Origin of the sequence: Achromobacter sp. LC458 (assembly GCF_001005835.2) — a bacterium.
In the GTDB taxonomy this organism is placed as follows: Bacteria; Pseudomonadota; Gammaproteobacteria; order Burkholderiales; family Burkholderiaceae_B; genus Achromobacter; species Achromobacter spanius_B.
The window spans coordinates 25,027-40,774 of record NZ_LBHW02000041.1; the positions used below are offsets into that span (position 1 = coordinate 25,027).

A 15,748-nucleotide genomic window follows, 5' to 3' on the forward strand; every position below is an offset into this window, starting at 1 on the left:
AGCTAGGTCAGGGCGCGTCGTCTTGCGGCGCGTCCTTGTCCATGCCTTGCATGTTCTCCAGCAGCTTCAACAGATAGTGCAGCGTGTGGCTCAGGTCGCCGACCGAGAAGTCGGCCAGCGCGCCTTCGTAGTAATCATGGATGCGCGGAACGGCGTCGTGCACCCACACTTTGCGACCGGATGGCGTCATCGTGATCAAGCGCGAGCGCCGGTCGCGCCCATCCGGCGCACTGCCGATATGGCCGTCGCGTTCCATCCGGCCAAGCAAACCCGACAGGCTCTGGCGGCTGACCATCAGGTAGCGCGCCAGATCGCCCACGCTCATGCCGTCGGCCGCCTCTGGCCGCGATAACGCGCCCAATACGGCCCATTGCTGCGTGGTCAGCCCCAGGTGTTCCACCGCGCGGCTACCTGTTTTATGCAGCATGTTGGCGCATTGGTATAGCCGGAAGAACAACCGGTTGGCTAACTCCATTCTGGCAATCTCGGTATTTTTATTAGGGTTTTTCATAAGCTTCGTACCGTGTTTCGCAACTTGATGCGGCGTCGCCAAGTCTCTAATATACGTCAATATGTTTACGTATATGGGCTTGGCCTGATTCGTTGGCAAGGATACCAAGCCTGCAACCCGCGCAGAGGAAATCATGCAAAGACTGGCAGGCAAGACGGCCGTGGTGACAGGCGGCGGTGGGGGGATAGGGGGCGCGACCTGCGCGCGTTTCGCCAGGGAAGGCGCCGCCGTGGCCGTGCTGGACTTGAACGAAGAGCATGCGCGGCGGGTAGCCGAAAAGATCGAAGCGGCGGGCGGGCGCGCGTTGGCCATCGCTTGTGACATTACTCAGCGCCACGAGGTGGACGCGGCCATCGCGGAAACGGAAACCGTGCTGGGGCCCATCGACATCCTGGTCAACAACGCCGGGTGGGACGTGTTCAAGCCATTCACCAAGACGGAACCCGCGCAATGGGAACGGCTGATCGCCATCAACCTGGTGGGCGCCTTGCATTTGCACCACGCCGTGCTGCCCGGCATGGCGGCGCGCAAGGCGGGGCGCATTGTCAACATTGCGTCGGACGCGGCGCGCGTCGGGTCTTCGGGCGAAGCGGTGTACGCGGCGTGCAAGGGCGGCTTGGTGGCGTTTTCCAAAACCATCGCACGCGAGCACGCGCGTCATGGCATCACGGTCAATGTGGTGTGCCCAGGCCCGACGGACACCGCGCTGTTCGCCGATTACAAGGAAGGCGCCGGCAACCCCGAGAAATTGCTTGAGGCCTTTACCCGCGCCATTCCCTTGGGCCGCATCGGCCAGCCGGACGACCTGCCCGGCGCAATCCTGTTCTTTGCCAGCGATGACGCCGCCTACATCACCGGGCAGGTATTGAGCGTGTCGGGCGGTTTGACGATGAACGGCTGAAGGCGGACGACACCGCTTTCGCATGCCCCATGAGGAGCCAAGATGGACTACGAAGACATTCTCTACGACGTGCGCGATGGCGCCGCCTGGATCACGATCAACCGGCCCGAAAAGATGAACGCGTTTCGTGGCCGCACCTGTGACGAACTCATTCACGCCATCAACCGCGCCGGCTACGCGCCCGACATCGGCGTCATCGTGCTGGCGGGCGCGGGCGACAAGGCGTTCTGCACCGGCGGCGACCAATCCGCGCACGCCGGCCAGTACGACGGACGCGGCACCATCGGCCTGCCCATGGAAGAACTGCACAGCGCCATTCGCGACGTGCCCAAGCCGGTGATCGCGCGCGTCCAGGGCTACGCCATCGGCGGCGGCAACGTGCTGTGCACCATTTGCGACTTCACGATTGCGTCCGATAAAGCCGTGTTCGGCCAGGTGGGCCCGAAGGTCGGGTCGGTGGACCCGGGGTACGGCACCGCGTACCTGGCGCGCGTCGTGGGCGAAAAGAAGGCGCGCGAGATCTGGTACCTGTGCCGACGCTATCCGGCCTCGGAAGCCTTGGCCATGGGCCTGGTCAACGCCGTCGTGCCGCACGAGCAACTGGACGACGAAGTGGCCAGGTGGTGCGCCGAGATCATGGAGAAAAGCCCCACCGCCATCGCCATCGCCAAGCGCTCGTTCAATATGGACACGGCGCATCAGGCGGGCATCGCCGGCATGGGCATGTACGCGTTGAAACTCTATTACGACACCGAGGAATCCCGCGAGGGCGTGCGCGCGTTCCAGGAAAAGCGCAAACCGGATTTCCGCCGCTACGCGAAATAACCGAGCCTGCGCCGCAACGACCGGCGCGCCGGAGGAGACAACATGAATCCGTACATCGACGAAGACCTGTCCGTCTTGGCCGAGCACGCGGGGCGATTCGCGGACGGCCGCGTGGCGCCCGGCTACCTGGAGCGCGACAGGACCCGCGTGCTGGATCGCGGCCTGATGCGCGAAATGGGGCAGTTGGGGTTCATCGCGCCCGAGTTGCCCGAGGACCGCGGCGGACAGGGCCTGGGCTGCATCGCGGCCGGCGTCATCCACGAGCAGATCGCGCGCGCCGACTTGAGCTTTTCCTACGTCAATCTGCTGGCTTCGTTGAATGGGCAGATCCTGGCGCAGCATGGCCCGCGCGAGGTCGCCGCGCCGTGGCTGACCCGGCTGACGCAGGGCGATGCGTTGCTGTCCATTGCCTTGACCGAGCCGCGCGGCGGTTCGGATGCGGCCAACCTGCGGCTGCGGGTCGAGCGCGTGGACGGGCACTACGTGGTCAACGGTGAAAAAACATCCATCTCCGCCGCGGACCAAGCCGACGCCGCCATCGTGTTCGGCCGCAGTGGCACCGTGGAATCGGGCGCGCATGGCGTGACGGCCTTGCTGGTGCCGATGGACTTGCCCGGCATCACGCGCAACCGCTTTGACTGCCACGGGCAGCGCGCCATCGGACGTGGCTCGCTATTCTTCGAAAACGTGCGGGTGCCGGCGGACCACCGGCTGGGGCAGGAAGGCCACGGCTTTGTCCAGGTCATGCAGGGCTTTGATTATTCGCGCGCGCTGATCGGGCTACAGGTGCTGGCGGTGGCGCGCGCAGCGCTGGATGAGACGTGGGCGTATGCCGCCCAGCGCGAGGCCTTCGGCAAACCCTTGACCGCATTCCAGGGCGTGTCGCATCCGCTGGCCGAGGCCGAAACCCAGCTTGAGGCGGCGCGGCTGCTGTGCCTTCAGACCTTGTGGCTGAAGGACCGCAACCTGCCCCACAGCGCGCAAGCCGCCATGTGCAAATGGTGGGCACCGAAGCTTGCGTACGACGTGGTGCATCAATGCCTGCTGACGTTCGGCCATGGCGGATACGACCACGGGCTGATGGAGCAACGGCTACGCGACGTGCTGGGATTCCAGATCGGCGACGGCACCGCGCAAATCATGAAAATCATCATCGCTCGCGAGCGCGCGGGTCGACGCGTCGTGCCCGCTTGATATCCCCGCATTCCTTGCAACCTCTCTGGGAGACGCATCCATGGAATTTGACGCCGTATTGATTGCGCCGCGCCGGGCGTTGAGCATCGCGCGCGGCTGGTGGCGGGACGTGACCATCAACGACCTGCTGGACAAATGCGTGGCGGCGCATCCCGACAAAGTTGCATTGACCGCCGTGCAGTCCGACGTCGGCACGCAGCGCACGTTCACCTATCGCGAACTGGCGGCGCTGGCCGACCGCGCTGCCGTGGGGCTGGCGCGCCTGGGTGTCGGGCGCGGCGACGTGGTGGCGTGCCAACTGCCCAATGGCTGGGAATTCGTTGTCACGTATCTGGCCTGCTCGCGCATCGGCGCGGTGATGAACCCGCTGATGCATATTTTTCGGCAGCGTGAACTCTCTTTCATGCTGCGCCATGGCGAAGCGCGTGTGCTGATCGTGCCGCATCGGTTTCGGGGCTTTGACTACCCGGAGATGGTGGCCGACTTGCGCGCGGATCTGCCGGCGCTACAGCATGTGATCGTGGCCGGTGGCCAGGGCGCCGACAGCTTCCAGGCGCTGCTGGCGGGGCCTGAATGGGAACGCGAGCCGGATGCCGAACGCATCCTGACCCAATCCCGCCCCGGCCCGGATGACGTCACACAGCTGATGTACACGTCTGGCACCACGGGCGAGCCCAAGGGCGTCATGCACACCGCCAACACCTGCTTGTCCAACATCGCCGCTTACGCCGAGCGGCTGCGCCTGGGCTCGGACGATGTTGTGCTGATGGGCTCGCCAATGGCGCACCAGACCGGCTTTATGTACGGCTTGATGATGCCGTTCTACCTGGGCGCGAGCGCCGTCACGCTGGATATCTGGAATGCCGAGAAAGCCGTTGCGCTAATGCGCGAACTGGGCGTCACGTTCAGCATGGCATCGACGCCGTTCCTGACGGATATCGCACGTCAGGTGGCGCAGTCGGGCTTGACGGTGCCCACGCTGCGCGTCTTTCTTTGCGCGGGCGCGCCCATCCCCGGCCCGCTTGTCGAACAGGCCACTCGCGCGCTGGGCGCGAAAATCATCTCGGCCTGGGGGATGACGGAAAACGGCGCGGTCACGTTAACGTTGCCGGACGATGACGACACGCGGGCCTGCACCACCGACGGCAAGCCACTGCCCGGCGTTGAGATCAAAGTCAGGGACGCGTCGGGCGCAGCCTTGCCCGCCGGCGTCGAAGGCCAGCTTTGGCTACGGTCATGCTCCAATTTTGGCGGCTACCTGAAGCGGCCGCAGTTGAACGCCACCGACGCCGACGGCTGGTTCGATACGGGCGACATGGCCCGCATCGACGCCGACGGCTACTTGCGCATTACGGGGCGCAGCAAGGACGTGATCATCCGAGGCGGCGAGAACATCCCCGTGGTTGAAATCGAGTCGCTGCTGTATCGGCATCCCGCTGTGGAGATGGCCGCCATCGCGGCGTATCCGGACGCGCGCCTGGGCGAACGCGCTTGCGCGGTGGTAACGCTCAAGCCCGGGCAGGTGTTGAGCTTGCAGGATCTGGTGCAGTTCTTGAAAGGCTTCGGCGTGACCAGGCAGTACATTCCCGAGCGCCTGGAAGTGCTGGACCAACTGCCGACCACGCCCACGGGCAAGGTCCAGAAGTTCAAGCTGCGCGAGATGCTGAGTGCAAGCCTGGGGGAGGGGCAGGGCGGGACGCCGGGGTAGGCGCGGACATCGGACATCGCATCGGAGATCACATCGGACATCACATCGGAGATCACATCGGACATCACATCGGACATCACATCGGACATCACCTCGGAGCCCGCGTGTCGGACATCACACCGGCTAGCACACCGGCTAGCGCACCGGCTAATGCACCGAACATCACACCGGACGTCACCTTGGACAATGCCCCGCCCGCGTCGCTCGCATAACGAAGCGGCGGGACGCGCCCGCCAAAACTATCCGGCTCAGGCCCCCGTCGCTTCCAGCGGCGCCACCGCCGCGCCCTGGATCTTGTGACGCGCCAGCGCGTCGGCCACGAACCCGGCCTTCTTCATGGCTTCCACATAGGCCGACAGATACGCGCTGGCCTTGTCGCCCCGGCTCTTGGGCACGCCCATTGCCTGGCGTATCAGCATGAAATGGCCGTCCAGTAGCCGCAGGCCGCCCAGGCGCGCGGCGTCGGCTTGCAGCTGCTGCTTGACGCCCGCCGCCACTTCCAGATTTTCTTTCATGAAGGTATCGACGACGGCGGGCGAGGTCGGCGCGCGGAAGATCTCGGCGTGCTTCAGTTCGCGCGTCAGGTACAGGTCGTAGGCGCTGCCTTTGCCGACCGTCACTCGCACGCCCTGGCTGTCGACCTGTTCCATGGCGGTGACCGGCGAATCGTCGCGTACCAGGTAGGCGCCTTCGATCACGACGTAGGGGGCGGTAAAGGCGATTTGTTCGCCACGCAAGGGGTCGATCGCGAAAAACCCCACGTCCGCCTGCTCGGCCGCCACCGCGTTGACCGATTCGCCGGCCGATTTGAAAACCACCAATTCCAGCTTGACGTCCAGGCGCCGCGCCAGTTCCGTGGCCAGGTCCACCGAGACGCCAACCGGCTGGCCGGTGGCCGGGTCGGTGTTGGCCAGAATGGGATTGCCCAGGTTGATGGACGCGCGCAGCGTGCCGGTGGGGGCGAATGCGGAAAGCAGCTCGTGGTCGGTCTTCATGGCTTCCTTGATCGGTATGCGCCGCGCCGTCAGGGCGCAGCGGTTTGCCCTCAAGAATAGCCGGATCGACGGCGCCTGTGCATTGCGGGCTTCGCGCCCGCACACGGCCGCACCTGGCTCCTGGAAGTCGCACCTGTGTCCGCGTGCTTTCGCGCCGGCACGAAGCCCGACCCGCGCCTTATTGCGCGCGGCGCAGCACGTAGTGCGGGGCCAGTGGACCCGTGGGGCGGGTGCCGTCGCGGTACAGCATCGTCACCTGGTTCTCGGCGACGAAGTAGCGCTGGCTGTCGCCGGAAGCGTCCAGGCGGATGGTGCTGCCGTCCGACTCCCAGCTGAACGTGCCGGTCACGATTTCGGGTTGCGGCTCGCGGTCCAGGTACTGGGTCTGGCGCTCGTAGCGGTCGCCCTTGAGCAGGGTCAAGCGCGTCTTGATGCCGGGGCAATCCGCGCAGGGCAGCGTGCCTTCGTAGCTGCCTGGCCAGTCCAGCGCATTGCGGGCGGTGTGGTTATCGGCGGGCGTATCGCGCGCGTCATGCGACTTGAACGGCGCGCAGCCGGCAAGCAAGGCCAGGCTCAGGGTGCAGGTCAGGGTGGTTTTCATCATGGCGAGCTCCTGTGGGTTAGTGTTTTTGCCGGAACATGTCCTGCCGGATTCACGATACGGACAGTAACGGGAGGGTGCTGAAACGGGATGTAAAGTGCCGCAATCCGTTGCGGGAAGGGTGCATGGCAAGGCAGAACGGCTGGGGTAGACTGCCGGCTTAATCTCTTGATGCGCCATGGACCCTGAACTGCTCAACCTGCTGGTGACCCGCGACATGCCGTTCGGCAAGTACAAAGGGCGACTCATCGCCGACCTGCCCGGCCCTTACCTGGCGTGGTTTGCGCGCAAGGGCTTTCCGCCCGGCGAGCTGGGCCGCCTGCTGGCGCTGATGCATGAACTGGATCACAACGGCTTGTCGTCCTTGCTGGCGCCGCTGCGTACGTCGCGGTCCGGGGCTGCGCCCAAGGCGTAGCACCGGATTTAGCCCTAGATTTAGCCCCAGATTTAGCGTCGGATTTAGCCCCAGATTTGGCCCCGGGTTCAGCCCCGGATTTAGCCCCGAGCTTTGCTTCGGACCCAGCCATCTGGGGCCGCCCCAATGCCCGGTGGCTTGGCTGGGTCGGAAACGGCGCGAAACAACTGCGGGGGCGCTTGTAGCGGTTTGGCACGACGAGGAAGCGCACCCGGCGCTACGATTAGCCGGCGCGCCCCGGGCGGCCGCGCATCCACAATCCGGTCGCCAAGGGCGCTTGCCCATTAAAGAAGAGGTCCCCATGAAGAAATTCTCCGTTCCTGCCGCCGCGTTCGCCGCGCTTTGCACGCTGGGCGCCGCAAGCGTGACGCATGCACAGTCCATGCAAAGCCCCGCGCCCGCTTCCCAGGAAATGCAATTTCCCAGCATGCCTTCCAAGGACGGCAGCCAGTCGCCGCCGTCGACCTTGCGCATGACCGTCACGCCTGACCCGAGCGCACCCCCGCCAGTCATGCGCGACACCGAGGAAAGCCGTGCGCAGTATGTGCGCTGCCGTGAAGTGTCTGACCGCGCGGCGGTGTCCAACGCGCAAATGCAGGCCGGCGTTGCCCAGTGCCTGAAAGAACTGGAACAGCGCCGCCAGCAGCAGTAAGCCGTACGCCGGACGCGCCGGACCGGGCCGGCATCGGCCAATTGCTGGATCCTGCCGGGTCCAGTTGCCCGCCGGACCGAGCCGACTTCAGCCGTTTGCACGAGCCGGTCGGTTTCGGTTGCCGGCCGACAGCAGCCGCGCCAGCCTGGATGCCGGTTGCTCATGGCGTGCATTGCAAAATGCCGCTGCGGCGTTCCCAAGATTCATCAGCGCGGTGCGCATTGATGGCCAGCTTGGGCAGCGCGGCCCCTGCCTTGGGCGGCGAACGCGTCGGCCCCTTGGGCGTGCTTGCCTTGGGGTTGGCCGCCGGTGTGAAGAGGGGCGCGGGCGGAGCCGGCGTCGGCTTGGATGTCTCGGCCAGCAGCGTTTGCGGCAAGACGAACCCGTCAAAACTCGCTTGCGTGAACGGGTTATTGGATTTCTCGGCCGTGATGCGATAGCGCATCGCGCCGTCGTTGGCGGAAAAGCTCAGGTCCACGCTATTGGCCGTTGCGCTGTCCAGGCGCGCCTGGCTCAACAGGCGAAACATCGACCACGACCCGCGATACACCAGCCCGCTGCTGGTGCCCGCCGCGCTGACCAGCGTGATACGGCTTTCCGTGGAATCGCCCAGATTGTTCGGCCAGATCAGGCCGACGCTATTGCTAGGCCCGTGGCTGTAGGCAATCAACTGACCTTCGACGCTTAGCACGCTGCTGCGCCGGCTGGACGTCAGCCCCAGCGGTTCGATGCTGAACTGCACGCCCAGCGCCCTCGGCTGTTGAAGAAGGCATCGCGGATTCGGTCGGCTGCCTCAAGCTGCTCCAACACGTCCATGCGCACCAGGTACCCGCCACGGCGTTCCGAATACAAGGCTTCAAGGTTGTCGTCAAAGAACAATTTCAAGTATTGCTCCTTGAACTGCGCCAGCCTGCCTTGCGGCCCGAACAGCGCCGTGAAGTCTTCCAGCGAGGCGTCCACGCGGCTGTTCGGGTTGAACGGGTAGCGCCCGGCCAGCCGCTCCTGGTAATAGCGGTAGACGTCAGTGTCCCACCGCCGTTCCAGTTCCTTCAGCGCCTCAATCAGCAGCACCTGCGAGGATTCGTCCGCCAGCTTTTTCACTTGCCGGTTCAGCGGTTCGGGCAGGCCCACCGCCACGCGTTGCAGGTTGCCGATGGGGTCGGCCCCCTTGAGCGCAAAGCGGTCCAGCACGACGGCCAGCGCGGCCTTGCCCGGTTCAGCGCTGTCATGCACGCCCTTCAGCGTGTCGTGGACGCGGCCGATGGCGCCCATGCTTTCGTCCAGGTACGAAGGCTTGTCGCCCTTGGACAGCAGCAGTTCCGACAAGGGCGCAAACGGCCGCGCAATGACCGCCACCTGCGGAACGTTGGCGCCGGTGATGGCATTGGCCGTCACCGGCTCGACCTTGTCGGTGGGCTGGCCCGGCGTGGCGACCCCGGGCGAGGGCGGGCTCAATACCGTGTTGTCGCGCACGGTCTCGAGCAGGCGGCGCAGCGGCGCGGCCGGGCTGGTGACATTGCCCAGCACCGTTACCGCCTGGCCCAGGTCGTTGAAGTCCACCACTTCAAGCTGGTTCAGGTTGCGTTGCCAGGTGTCGATGTAGTCGCTGCTGTACAGCGCGCGCACGCGTTCGGCCAGCACCTGTTTATCGGCCTCTGAATAGTCGATGCGTTGGCGCTCGCCCAGCGTCCAGCGGTCGATCATTGCCAGGTCGGTAAAGTCCTTGCCGTGCGCGGCAAAGTAGCCGTGGTAACCCGCCGCCGTCAGCAGCGGATCGATGCGCGTGGTCGCGCCCGCCGTGCTGCCCGGCGCGGCCGGATCCTTGTACAGGATGTCGAACGCCGGGCCGACCTCATGGCGCAGGTCCAGCGGCGAATGCAGGATCTTGCCCGCCTGTTCGCGCATCGTCATGTAGACGCGCTGCGGCATGGGCAACTGCCGGAGGCGCTGCTGGACGTCGGCGATGCGCGCCTGGTGTTGGGGAAGCTCGGCGTCGGCATATTTCATGGCGTAGTCCAGATGACGCATCAGGCCATTCTGCACCGAGCCCTGGCCCGGGTAGGCGGCCTGCCATTGCTGCGTCATCCAGTCTTCGACAATGGGGGCGCGGCGGTTGTCGCGGTCTTCGATCATGCGATAGACGCGCAGCGCCGCCAGTTGCTGGTTGCTGCCCGAGGGCGCGCTATTGATGGCGTGCATGACGCCGCTGGCCAACTCCGGCAGAAAGCGCTTCGACAGCAACTGCAAATAAGCCTCGTCGACCTTAGGCCCGATCTTGCGGCCTTGGTACAGGCCCAGCTCGGACACCACCGGCCAGGCACTGCGGTAATCGCCCACGACCGCGACGGCGCTGCGGATCTGGTCCAGCGGCTGCAACAGGTTGCGGCCCGTGGGGTCGCTGCTGCCGTCAATCTTGTGGACGCTGAATTCGCGGCTTTTTTCCAGCACGGACATTGCCATCTGGCGGTTGACGCCGTGGTAGTGGTACCAGCCGCCGGCCATCAGCAGGCAGCCCAGCCCGGCCACGCCAAACCCCACCAGCAGCGTGCGGCGCTTGTCGGCCATGACCTTCAGGTTGTCGCCCGCCAGGCCGGCCTCGGGGTAGATGATGCGCTGGAACACCTGCTGCGCGAAATACACCACCGAGCGGCCGCTGGGCTTGGCATGCGCGGGCGCCTCTTCAAGGCCATACGATTGCGACGCGGCATTGATGAAGGCGTCGCACAGCAGCCCCTGCTGATAGACGGACGAAAAATACACGCCGCGCGGCAGGGCGGGCGTGATGTATCGGTCACTGCCCAGGACGTCTTCCAGAAAGCCCAGCAGCACCGGCCGCATGCCGGCCAATTGCCGCACCAGCGAAAACAGCGCTTCGCGCGCCTGCATCGTGGCGGCCTCGCCCAGCGCGTCGAATATCTGTTCGTTCAAGCGTTGGATGAAGCCGTCATAGCGGCCGGCCAGCTCGTCCAGCCACGCGTCGTAGTCATGCACCGAGTCCAGCGTGAAGGTGAAGCCGAAGATGTCTTCGCGCACGGCACGCGGCAGACGGGCAAAGAACGGTTCGAATCCGTTGAGCAGGTCGAACTTGCTCAGGACCACATACAGCGGCGGGCGCGTGCCCAGGTGGCGGCTCAGTTCGGCCAGGCGCGTGCGCAGCAAAATCGCCAAGGCCTTGCGGTCGCTGGCTTTTTGATTCAGCAGCGTCACCAGGTCAACCATCAACACCACGCCGTTCAGCGGGCGCCGGCTGCGGTTGCGACCCAGCCAGTCCAACAGCCCGGCCCACAGTCTTGCGTGCGCGCCGGGCGGCAACAAGACCTGCCCCAGCGAGCGCGACGAGGGCGCCGCCAGCGGGGGAGATTGTGGGGGAGATTGCGGGGTGACTGGACCGTCGGCTTGGTCGGCGACTTGCGCGCCGCTTTGCGGGGCGGCCTGAGCAGCAGCTGCCGCCGCGCCGCCGGACATGGCGCGATCCGATACACGGTCCGCGACTTCTGGCGCGGGCGCGGCCTCTGTCTGGCTGACAAGTTCGCCGGGTGGGTCGATCAGCACCGCTTCATCACCCATCCACCAATCGATGTCATACGCCAGGTCCGGGTCCGCATACGCGCGCCGCACGCCGGCCTTGATCTCGTTGCTTAGTGAAAAGCTTTGGCTGGATCGGTTGATGAAGCTGGTCTTGCCGGTATTTTCCTGACCCAGCACCAGGTACCACGGCAGCTCGTAGATCGCGTTGCGGCCCTTCAGGTTGGAACGCAGCACGTTCAGGCTTTGATCCAGCGCGCGCTCTTGCGCCTGCACGAAGCGCAGCACCGGGTCGTCTTCGCGCTGCGCCAAGGCGCCGCGCTCGGCCTCCAGCCGGCGATTGCGTCGGCGCAGCGCCCACAGCCACCCCAGCGCCGGCGCCATCAGGATCAGCAGCGTGCACAGGATACGCAGGGTCAGATCGGCAAGGGGTTGCTGGCCACGCCAGGTCCAGAACGGGCCCAGCCACCAAAGGCCGATCAGCAGGAACACGATGGCGATCAGCACCAGGATCGGCATGGCGCTTTTGAACTGGCTGGCGACCGGCATGCCGTAGCGCTTGATCATCGACCACACATTCTTCATCGCAGGACTCCTTGGCTCTTGCTGTCCGCGTCGCTGGCGGGGCGGACGGGCAGGTACGGGTTCAATTGTTCGGCCAGCTCGGGCTCCCATTCGTGGGCGGGCATCGCGCGCAGCGTGACGGCCACATTCGTGTAGAGGTTCTGAGCCAGCCATGACAGGCCGCGAGCGGCAAGCAGGTCCGCTGCGATGACGGTGGCGTACGCGCGCTGGCGTGGCGATTCCGAATTGCCCTGTTGCTCTTGCAGCCGATGCAGCACGGTTTCGACACCGTCGCTGTCCAGCTGCGCAATCAGTTCTTCACGCAGGGCGGCAAATTCCGGATGCGGGCCGACGCTGCCGTCGTGGGCATCCGCGCCGCTGATCCAGGCCAGTGTTTCGCTGTCGACAAAGGCGCGGCCGTCGCTGAAGCTCAGGTCCACTAACGCGGGAATGCGGCGCACGAAGCGTTCCGTGGCAAGCCGGATCGCGGCGGCGGCGTCCTTCATTTCAAGGCGCGCGGCGATACCGGCTGCCAGAAAGCTGCCGCGTATCCAGTAGGGCGAGGCGACGACGCTTTTTTCAACCCGTTGCAGCAGCGCCGGGTTGACGGCGTTGCCGGCCAGGGCTTCGCCGTAGCCGTCCACGATATCGGCCGGCACCGCCATTAATTCGGTGCGCATGCCGTGGCGCGTATTGGGCGCCGCGTGCAGATGCGCCCACAGGGCGAAGCGGCGCAGCTGGTAACCGGTGGGGTCGTAGGCGTCCTGCTGGTTGATGAATTCGGCCACGCTCAACAGGGATCGGCGGTTCTCACGCTCGTCGCCGGCGCTAAGCGAGGCGGTTGGCGCGGCGCTGGAAAAGGAGCTGGCAGGGGTGCCAGCAGACCCACTGGCAGACCCACCGGGTCCGCCGAAAAAGCTCTCGCTGATGGCCTGGCCGCCTTGTTGCCCGGCACCTCTTCTGGGGGCGGCCGATGCCGCGGCGTCGGGATAGCGGGCCTGTTCGACGCGGCGGGAAAAATGCGCTTCCAACCGGGTCAGCAATGCCTGGTCCAGCTTGGCCTCGGGCGCACTGGCCTGAAGCCGGTCCAGCGCCTGCTGCGCGCGCGCCTGATCCGCCTGGTTGAAACTGGCGGCCGGCAGCGTTCCCAGCGCGTCGCGCAGGCGGTCGGCCAACAAGGACACCAGTCGGCGCTTGCCCAGGTAACCCGTCGGGCCGGGCTTGGGATGCCCGGTCTCCCAGTAGTGCTCGACCATGCCCGCCAGCACATCGGCCGCTTCGGCCCAGCGGCGCCATGAGCCCGCCTTGATGCGCGCGGAAATCAGGTGGCCCGCGACGCGGAAATGCTTGCACTGTGACGCAAGGTACTGGCGAGCGGCCTCGTCTACGTACAGCCAGTCCAGCCGCGCTTCTTGCAGACCGCCCAGTTTGATCATCTCGTGGTCGATCGCCTGGAAGGTTTCGTCTTCTTCGTCGAAGTGGCCGGCGGGCTGGCGGGCGTCCAGCGGCGCCAGCAGGGCATCCATGTCAAGCGGGGCGTAGTGCGTCACCAGTGACACGCCTCGCGCTGGCGCGACAACAGCGCTTGCAGGCCCGTGGCGTCGAACGTCAGGCCGTTGACGGGCGCATAGTCGCTTTCCACACGCAGCCGCGCGCCCGCGACGAAGGGCCGCAGTTGTTCGATGGCAACCAGGCCCCGGCCGGCGTCCGCCACGTTGCCTTCGTCCAGCACGCGCCACGGCCGCGCGGGCGACAGCGGACGGTCGTCCATGTACAGGCGCACCGACATCTGGTGCCGTTCAAACGGCCGGTCGGCCAGTAGCTGCAAGCGCGAAATGTTGGACAGGCAGGTGATGGCCAGATAGATAGGTGGGCGCATGTTCAACGCGGGCGCGGAAATCACCACGCGCTGCTGTCCGGCGGGCGGCTCGTTCGAGTCGCTTATCAAAAACGACCTGTCGTCCTCCGGGCGTGTCGATTCGTTCTGCCTGACGATGTCGTACGCACGGGCCGAAGGCGGCAGCAGCGCGGTCGCCGCGTCGAGGGCCGGGGCCGGCTCGGCGGTCGAGGGGATGCCTGCGGCCGGGTCCAGCGCAACCGTGTGCCGATGGCCGTTCAGCGGCGCGGAGAGCGTGGGCGGTGTGCCCGCCGCCGCGTCAAAGCAGGCCAGCCGTTCAACGCCGGACACGATCTGCGTGCAGTCGCGCGCGAACGCGTCTAGGTCGTTGGCCGCCTGCCCGACGGGCGCGGCCAGCATCAGCACAACCAAGCTAGGGGCAAGTTTCATGAAGTGTGGTCCTCCCGATCCAGATTCCACGCCTGACAGCGGCGCGCCAGCGTACGTTTGGGGATACCCAGGCTTTGGGCCGCCCGGGTGCGAGATCCATTGACTTGCCGCAGGCGCGCACGGATGACCAGGCTTTGAAAGGCGTCCAGCGCCTGCGGCAGGTTGTCCGTATGCAGCAGGCCATGCAGCAGATCGGCGCCGGCGCTGTGGCCCGCCAGCGGCGGCACGTCGCCCTGCGACAGTTCAAGCGTGTCGGCGCGGATGGCCTGGCCTGGCGCTGTTCTTTCGGACGCCACCAGGATCAGGCTGCGAAGCTGGCGCACGTTGCCCGGCAGGGCGTGCGCCGCCAGCACCGCGAGGGCGTCCGGCGCGATACCCGCCACGCGAGTCTGCCGTTCTCGGTTGTGTTGCAGAACGGTGTGCAGGGCCAGCGCGGGAATGTCTTCCGGACGCTCGCGCAGTGGCGGCAGGGCCAGCGTCAGTTGCCGGATCCGAAAGTACAGGTCTTCGCGAAAACGGCCATCGCGGATCAGTTGCGGCAATGGTCGGTGGGTAGCGCAGATCAGGCGGAAGTCCGAGCCGTGCTCGCGCGTGGCGCCCAGCGGCCGGAACTTCTTTTCATTGAGCAGCCGCAACAGCGTGCCTTGCAACGCCATGGGCATGTCGCCGATTTCATCCAGGAACAGCGTGCCGCCGTCGGCTTCGGCAACCAGGCCGGTACGCGCCTGCACGGCGCCGGTGTATGCGCCGCGCACGTTGCCGAACAACTCGGCTTCGATCAGGTCTTGCGGAATGGCCGCGCAGTTCACGGGCACGAACTTGCCGTTGCGTGACGAGGCCTGGTGTATCAACCAGGCGGCGTGGTCCTTGCCTGTGCCCGTTTCGCCCGTCAGCAGCACGGCCAACGCCGAATCCGCGAAACGCAGCATCGCTTCCCGTGCCGCTTTCGCCGCGGCGCTGACGCCAATGAATTCGGCCGCCAGCAAGCGCGCGGCGCGCTGTTTGCCTGCGTCGGCCGCCGGGGTCTGGCGTAGCGCCTGTTGGTAGCGCGCATCGTCGGCGGCATGCGCCTGGGCGTGCAGCCGTGCGAAAAGCGCTTCGTGCATCGCTTGCAAGGCGCGCCAGACGGGGTGGTCGCGCCACGTGGACAAGGTCAGCGACGGCCCCGCCAGAACCAACACGGCCAACGACTGCCGGCGTGCATCGAGCAAGGGCACGACCAGCAAGCCATGCCGTGCGCCCAGGCGTTCACGCAGCCGTTCGAAGCCGGACCCCACGCCCACCAGAGCGGACATCTGCTCTACCAGGCAGGGCTTGCCACTGGTCATTGCGTAGACCAGGGGGTCGTCCAGCGCGTCCATGCTGATGTCGTGCAGGTCGGCGCCGGGAGACCCGGCCGACGCCAACGGCACCAGCGCGTCGCCCGTGGCGTTGCGCGCGTACAGGCAGGCGGCCGAGATGGCGGGCGCTGCCGCGCAGGCGGCCACGAAAACTTGCGCCAGCGCGTCGGGCCGGCTGGCGCATGCCATGTCGCGGGCAACGTTTGCCACGCTTTGCGCGTCCATGTCGG

At 66.1% G+C, this 15,748-nt stretch carries 14 protein-coding genes; 6 read left to right on the forward strand and 8 right to left on the reverse strand.

What is annotated here, in order from left to right; translation table 11 throughout:
- Window positions 1-7 precede the first annotated feature (7 nt).
- Window positions 8-511: a MarR family winged helix-turn-helix transcriptional regulator gene (locus tag YH64_RS24980; RefSeq protein WP_046806984.1), complete on the reverse strand. Its 504-nt coding sequence runs from the start codon at window positions 509-511 to the stop codon at window positions 8-10.
- Window positions 512-644: 133 nt separating this feature from the next.
- Between YH64_RS24980 and badH the strand changes: the two genes are divergently transcribed.
- The 4 genes from badH to aliA are packed head-to-tail and all read left to right on the forward strand — an operon-like array spanning window position 645 to window position 5,139.
- Window positions 645-1,412 carry a 2-hydroxycyclohexanecarboxyl-CoA dehydrogenase gene (gene badH / locus YH64_RS24985; RefSeq protein ID WP_046806985.1) on the forward strand — a complete coding sequence of 256 codons (768 nt, stop codon included), beginning with the start codon at window positions 645-647 and terminating at the stop codon, window positions 1,410-1,412.
- Between the two features lie 42 nt (window positions 1,413-1,454).
- Window positions 1,455-2,237, forward strand: a complete 783-nt coding sequence (gene badI, locus YH64_RS24990; RefSeq protein WP_046806986.1) for a 2-ketocyclohexanecarboxyl-CoA hydrolase — start codon at window positions 1,455-1,457, stop codon at window positions 2,235-2,237.
- Between the two features lie 42 nt (window positions 2,238-2,279).
- On the forward strand, window positions 2,280-3,431 hold the full coding sequence (gene aliB / locus YH64_RS24995; RefSeq protein WP_046806987.1) for a cyclohexanecarboxyl-CoA dehydrogenase: 1,152 nt from the start codon (window positions 2,280-2,282) through the stop codon (window positions 3,429-3,431).
- A gap of 40 nt (window positions 3,432-3,471) precedes the next feature.
- On the forward strand, window positions 3,472-5,139 hold the full coding sequence (gene aliA, locus YH64_RS25000) for a cyclohexanecarboxylate-CoA ligase (RefSeq protein WP_046806988.1): 1,668 nt from the start codon (window positions 3,472-3,474) through the stop codon (window positions 5,137-5,139).
- Window positions 5,140-5,387: 248 nt separating this feature from the next.
- Here the strand turns inward: aliA and YH64_RS25005 are convergent, their stop codons facing one another.
- Complete coding sequence (locus YH64_RS25005; RefSeq protein WP_046806989.1) at window positions 5,388-6,134, reverse strand: ABC transporter substrate-binding protein; 747 nt, start codon at window positions 6,132-6,134, stop codon at window positions 5,388-5,390.
- A 178-nt stretch (window positions 6,135-6,312) separates the two neighbouring features.
- The gene (locus tag YH64_RS25010) at window positions 6,313-6,738 is read right to left on the reverse strand and encodes a copper resistance protein NlpE (RefSeq protein WP_046806990.1); all 426 of its coding nucleotides are present in this window, start codon (window positions 6,736-6,738) and stop codon (window positions 6,313-6,315) included.
- A 175-nt stretch (window positions 6,739-6,913) separates the two neighbouring features.
- On the opposite strand from YH64_RS25010, the gene YH64_RS25015 reads away from it, so the two are divergent.
- On the forward strand, window positions 6,914-7,150 hold the full coding sequence (locus YH64_RS25015) for a DUF3820 family protein (RefSeq protein WP_046806991.1): 237 nt from the start codon (window positions 6,914-6,916) through the stop codon (window positions 7,148-7,150).
- Window positions 7,151-7,451: 301 nt separating this feature from the next.
- Complete coding sequence (locus tag YH64_RS25020; RefSeq protein ID WP_046806992.1) at window positions 7,452-7,802, forward strand: hypothetical protein; 351 nt, start codon at window positions 7,452-7,454, stop codon at window positions 7,800-7,802.
- Window positions 7,803-7,962: 160 nt separating this feature from the next.
- On the opposite strand, the gene YH64_RS30415 is transcribed toward YH64_RS25020, so the two are convergent.
- From YH64_RS30415 to YH64_RS25040, 5 genes are read right to left on the reverse strand one after another with little or no spacing between them, the layout of a single operon-like run.
- Window positions 7,963-8,544, reverse strand: coding sequence for a type VI secretion IcmF C-terminal domain-containing protein (locus tag YH64_RS30415; RefSeq protein ID WP_221935922.1), 582 nt, complete (start codon window positions 8,542-8,544; stop codon window positions 7,963-7,965).
- On the reverse strand, window positions 8,514-11,912 hold the full coding sequence (gene tssM, locus YH64_RS25025; RefSeq protein ID WP_221935923.1) for a type VI secretion system membrane subunit TssM: 3,399 nt from the start codon (window positions 11,910-11,912) through the stop codon (window positions 8,514-8,516). The genes YH64_RS30415 and tssM overlap by 31 nt, the downstream gene beginning before the upstream one ends.
- Complete coding sequence (gene tssA / locus YH64_RS25030; RefSeq protein WP_221935924.1) at window positions 11,909-13,441, reverse strand: type VI secretion system protein TssA; 1,533 nt, start codon at window positions 13,439-13,441, stop codon at window positions 11,909-11,911. Before tssA ends, tssM begins: the two co-directional genes overlap by 4 nt.
- Window positions 13,438-14,178 carry a type VI secretion system-associated protein TagO gene (locus YH64_RS25035; RefSeq protein WP_221935925.1) on the reverse strand — a complete coding sequence of 247 codons (741 nt, stop codon included), beginning with the start codon at window positions 14,176-14,178 and terminating at the stop codon, window positions 13,438-13,440. The genes tssA and YH64_RS25035 overlap by 4 nt, the downstream gene beginning before the upstream one ends.
- A complete protein-coding gene (locus YH64_RS25040) occupies window positions 14,175-15,743 on the reverse strand; it encodes a sigma 54-interacting transcriptional regulator (protein ID WP_046806994.1) in 1,569 nt (522 codons plus the stop codon). The genes YH64_RS25035 and YH64_RS25040 overlap by 4 nt, the downstream gene beginning before the upstream one ends.
- Window positions 15,744-15,748: the final 5 nt, after the last annotated feature.

Coding starts and splice junctions, on each gene's coding strand:
- YH64_RS24980 (WP_046806984.1), bottom strand. CDS start 511: ATGAAAAACCCTAATAAAAATACCGAGATTGCCAGAATGGAGTTAGCC.
- badH (WP_046806985.1), top strand. CDS start 645: ATGCAAAGACTGGCAGGCAAGACGGCCGTGGTGACAGGCGGCGGTGGG.
- badI (WP_046806986.1), top strand. CDS start 1,455: ATGGACTACGAAGACATTCTCTACGACGTGCGCGATGGCGCCGCCTGG.
- aliB (WP_046806987.1), top strand. CDS start 2,280: ATGAATCCGTACATCGACGAAGACCTGTCCGTCTTGGCCGAGCACGCG.
- aliA (WP_046806988.1), top strand. CDS start 3,472: ATGGAATTTGACGCCGTATTGATTGCGCCGCGCCGGGCGTTGAGCATC.
- YH64_RS25005 (WP_046806989.1), bottom strand. CDS start 6,134: ATGAAGACCGACCACGAGCTGCTTTCCGCATTCGCCCCCACCGGCACG.
- YH64_RS25010 (WP_046806990.1), bottom strand. CDS start 6,738: ATGATGAAAACCACCCTGACCTGCACCCTGAGCCTGGCCTTGCTTGCC.
- YH64_RS25015 (WP_046806991.1), top strand. CDS start 6,914: ATGGACCCTGAACTGCTCAACCTGCTGGTGACCCGCGACATGCCGTTC.
- YH64_RS25020 (WP_046806992.1), top strand. CDS start 7,452: ATGAAGAAATTCTCCGTTCCTGCCGCCGCGTTCGCCGCGCTTTGCACG.
- tssM (WP_221935923.1), bottom strand. CDS start 11,912: ATGAAGAATGTGTGGTCGATGATCAAGCGCTACGGCATGCCGGTCGCC.
- YH64_RS25035 (WP_221935925.1), bottom strand. CDS start 14,178: ATGAAACTTGCCCCTAGCTTGGTTGTGCTGATGCTGGCCGCGCCCGTC.
- YH64_RS25040 (WP_046806994.1), bottom strand. CDS start 15,743: ATGGACGCGCAAAGCGTGGCAAACGTTGCCCGCGACATGGCATGCGCC.